The sequence below is a fragment of the Okeania sp. SIO2B9 genome, from assembly GCF_010672505.1.
Lineage (GTDB): Bacteria > Cyanobacteriota > Cyanobacteriia > Cyanobacteriales > Microcoleaceae > Okeania > Okeania hirsuta.
In genome coordinates this window covers 1-3,907 of the sequence record NZ_JAAHGK010000737.1, presented here as the reverse complement: position 1 = coordinate 3,907, position 3,907 = coordinate 1, and the positions used below count along the sequence as shown (strand labels likewise).

Annotated in this window: 3 protein-coding genes; 1 reads left to right on the top strand and 2 read right to left on the bottom strand. The window is 38.8% G+C overall.

Annotated elements, in window-relative coordinates; translation table 11 throughout:
• Positions 1 to 134: 134 nt before the first annotated feature.
• A complete protein-coding gene (locus F6K13_RS22540) occupies positions 135 to 431 on the top strand; it encodes a hypothetical protein (protein WP_338043259.1) in 297 nt (98 codons plus the stop codon).
• A 4-nt stretch (positions 432 to 435) separates the two neighbouring features.
• On the opposite strand, the gene atpC is transcribed toward F6K13_RS22540, so the two are convergent.
• Positions 436 to 849, bottom strand: a complete 414-nt coding sequence (atpC, locus tag F6K13_RS22535) for an ATP synthase F1 subunit epsilon (RefSeq protein ID WP_124147276.1) — start codon at positions 847 to 849, stop codon at positions 436 to 438.
• Between the two features lie 137 nt (positions 850 to 986).
• A complete protein-coding gene (atpD, locus tag F6K13_RS22530) occupies positions 987 to 2,441 on the bottom strand; it encodes a F0F1 ATP synthase subunit beta (protein WP_124147277.1) in 1,455 nt (484 codons plus the stop codon).
• Positions 2,442 to 3,907: the final 1,466 nt, after the last annotated feature.

The following is a 3,907-nucleotide window of genomic DNA, read 5'->3' as shown; positions in this document are numbered from 1 at the left end:
TTTTACCGAATAATTAAGGTTTAAAGGCTCTTATTTAAAGAACAAACAAAGAAAAAAATACTGACCAATATTATCCTTTTTAAGGAGAGTGAATAATTAATAATTAATTGTTTAACTATATACTGAAAGTTATTATGAATAGCATTTCTCATCGTTTGGAACAATACACAATTAAAAAACCTAATGAAGTATTAATAGTTAAGGTTGAAGTTGATGGAGAACTAGATGAAATAGCTATTTTTAAAGGTTTTTCTAGTTCCCTAATGAAACCTACAGCTTTCGACCCAGATATACCTGTATTACCTGAAACATCTAAAATTCTTAGTATCGATTTGGTTACTAGTCCCTACAACCCAGAATCACCTACTTATATTAAACAGGGACTGACTAGAGAACAAATGCAGTCCCTGCTTGCAGAAATGGGAATTTAGTAGTTTAGTTAACTCCACCAGCAGCTTGCAGACGTGCTCTAGCTCGCTTCAAGGCTTTTTGGGCTTTGATTTTTGCTTGAAGGTCGCCGTTTTCAGCTTTTTCCAGACTAGATTCAGCCTCATTGTAAGCTATACGAGCTGCTTCTTTGTCAATAGTATCTCCTTTTTCAGCGCCATTAATGAGTATAGTTACTTCATTTGCTTCTACTTCAGCAAAACCACCCATCAGAGCGATCGCTACCCAATCTTTACTTTTTTCAGCACGAACTCGCATTACACCTATATCGAGAGCGGTCAGCATAGAAGCGTGTCCACTTAAAATTCCTAATTGACCTGTTGTACTAGGTATAATTACTTCTTCAGCTTCTGAGTCCCAAACTGTCTTGTCGGGAGATATTACACGCACAGTTAATGTCATTTGTCAATCATTTTTTGTTTATTTTTATTTGTGTTAGTTACTTAAGTTGTCAGTTGACTGTCGATCTCAGCATCGATAACCAACAAGCCAACTGTCAAGATTTTTTCGCTAACTAACGACCAACATAGCCAGTAAGACTATGCTTCTGCCTTCATTTTTTCAGCTTTGGCAATTACTTGGTCAATACCTCCCACCATGTAGAAAGCTTGTTCTGGTAACTCATCAAGTTCACCAGATAAAATCATTTTGAAGCCTTTCATGGTATCTTCGAGCTTCACATATTGACCAGGAGAACCTGTAAATACTTCAGCTACAAAGAAAGGTTGTGATAGGAAACGCTCTATCTTACGAGCGCGAGCTACTGTTAGACGGTCATCTTCAGATAATTCGTCCAAACCTAAGATAGCGATAATATCCTGAAGTTCTTTGTACCTTTGTAGGGTGGATTGTACTGAACGAGCTACAGCATAATGCTCGTCACCTACTACACTTGGTTGCAACATAGTAGATGTAGAGTTTAAGGGGTCAACTGCTGGGTAAATACCTTTAGAAGCAAGTCCCCTTGACAATACTGTAGTTGCGTCTAGGTGAGCGAAGGTAGTAGCAGGTGCAGGGTCTGTCAAGTCATCCGCAGGTACATATACTGCTTGAATAGAAGTAATAGAACCTTCTTTTGTGGATGTAATTCTTTCTTGCAATTCACCCATCTCTGTACCCAAGGTAGGTTGATATCCTACCGCAGATGGCATTCTTCCCAGAAGTGCAGATACTTCAGAACCTGCTTGTACAAACCGGAAGATATTGTCAATGAAAAGTAGTACATCTTGCTTACTAACATCCCGGAAATATTCCGCCATTGTTAGAGCAGATAGACCGACACGCATTCTTGCTCCTGGTGGTTCGTTCATCTGACCATAAACCAAGGCCACCTTAGAGTCAGGGAGGTTCTTTGGATTAATTACTCCGGACTCAATCATTTCATTGTAAAGGTCATTACCTTCACGAGTCCGCTCTCCCACGCCACCAAACACGGATACTCCACCGTGAGCTTTAGCGATGTTATTAATCAACTCCATGATGATAACGGTTTTACCTACACCCGCACCACCAAATAATCCAATTTTTCCACCACGACGATAGGGAGCTAGTAGGTCTACAACTTTAATACCTGTTTCAAAAACGGAAGGCTTAGTTTCTAGCTCTACAAATTTAGGAGATTCACGGTGAATTGCAGATTTCTCCTCAGTTCCCACTGGGCCAAGTTCGTCTACTGGTTCGCCGATCACGTTAAATATTCTACCTAGAGTAGCAGTGCCTACAGGTACACTAATTGCAGCCCCAGTGTCTACTACTTCCATACCACGTACAAGGCCATCTGTGCCACTCATCGCCACAGCTCTAACTTGGTTGTCGCCTAGAAGTTGTTGCACTTCACAGGTGACTGAAACATCTTGTCCAGCTTCGTTTTGAGCTGTAATTGTTAGGGCATTGTAGATTTCAGGAAGACTTCCACTAGGGAATTTAGCATCTACAACTGGACCGATAATTTGAGTGATTTGTCCTACGTTTGTTTTTTCTGCGGTGCTTACCATTCTATCTATTCTATATGCTTATTTAGCTATCCAAATTAATATACCCGACACTGACACTGCTATGGCATGAAAGCTTGCTGTTGCTTTTAGTGTGGGCTTTTTGTTCGATTAATCTTCCTCTATAATCTGCAATTTTCAGAATATAGGTCTGACCAAATATCTGAAGGTTTTGCTTAAGTGTGAAAAATAATATATCGCACTTACTTCCAGTAGTAGTCACTGATTGACATACTCCACTCACTTCAGGAAGTGGATTTTCCCAGACTTATGCCAGTGGGATTACTGGTTCTTCCAGACTGCTTAACTAGCTAAGCTCTGGCAACAGTTAGTCTTATGGGGGGCTCTCCCCAGTTGTTCAGGTAATTGGCCTTAGTTTTTGGATGCCCGACCATACTATCGATGGACTATTTATTTTTTAGTAACTGACCCTTTGCTACTCAGATATATATCTTCGATAAAAAGGATAATTCTGTTGTAGTTTCATGGGTAAGGTTTGAGAAGGGATTGGTGACCATTCTCCTGTGTTTCTCCATTTGTATCTAGGGAAGGCATTTTAGCCCACAGAGATTCTTGAATATATGAGGTTGGCCTCAAGCCCATGCTCTAAATCAATCATCCGGGCTTTTTACTTTGGCCTTTAGACTGAACAAATTGCACTGTCATTTTTTAGAGTATCACTGAAGGGTTCATCAAAGGAGATATTAATTATTTTGCTGAGGACTTTTTTGTATCCGACATTCCGCAGCTCTAGCTTGTAGTGTCAGGTATTTATTGCTCAGATTTTTACATGATAGGCATTACGAGCTTTATTAAGTATAAATACATACTACATTAACTATTGACTATAATTCTTAATATTAGAATCTGTGTTCCACCATCTTCGTGGAAAAAGGTACTGTAGTATGTTTGTCGTGCGGAATATGGTTTGTATAATTACTGATTATATCATTTTGTGTGATTATTGTCAAGTTTGAAAAACGAATGAAATGATATGTGTTTTGATCGGAAAATATTTGTCAAATTGATTTAAGAAATTAGCGATCGCTCGAAATTTTTGCCGAAAACCTCGGTGTAAAGCTTCCCCCTTCTAGGGCTCGATCTATAATATTTGGATATCTCATAGTTTTATCTGCAAAAATATGTGATCAAATCATACTAGAGAAATCAAAGAAATAGTAATCTTAGTAACTAGACAGTGCGAAGTTCTTGGAATAACTATTAATAGCTAAGGCTTTCAGCGATCTAAAGGTTAAAAACTCTTTATTCACAGTTGTAGGTACTGTCTCAATCAAATAATTACCACAAAGCAATAATTAGACTAGAAAAATGTCATTTGAAGGTAAGTAGACAGCTTAAAGACTGGGCTATTACAGCGGTTTTCATTTCGATATACCACAGTAGAGACGTTCCATGAAACTTCCCTACAGGGTGCGTGATTATGACGATGTGGTTCATCAATATGAAAA

Coding starts and splice junctions, on each gene's coding strand:
- atpD (WP_124147277.1), bottom strand. CDS start 2,441: ATGGTAAGCACCGCAGAAAAAACAAACGTAGGACAAATCACTCAAATT.
- atpC (WP_124147276.1), bottom strand. CDS start 849: ATGACATTAACTGTGCGTGTAATATCTCCCGACAAGACAGTTTGGGAC.
- F6K13_RS22540 (WP_338043259.1), top strand. CDS start 135: ATGAATAGCATTTCTCATCGTTTGGAACAATACACAATTAAAAAACCT.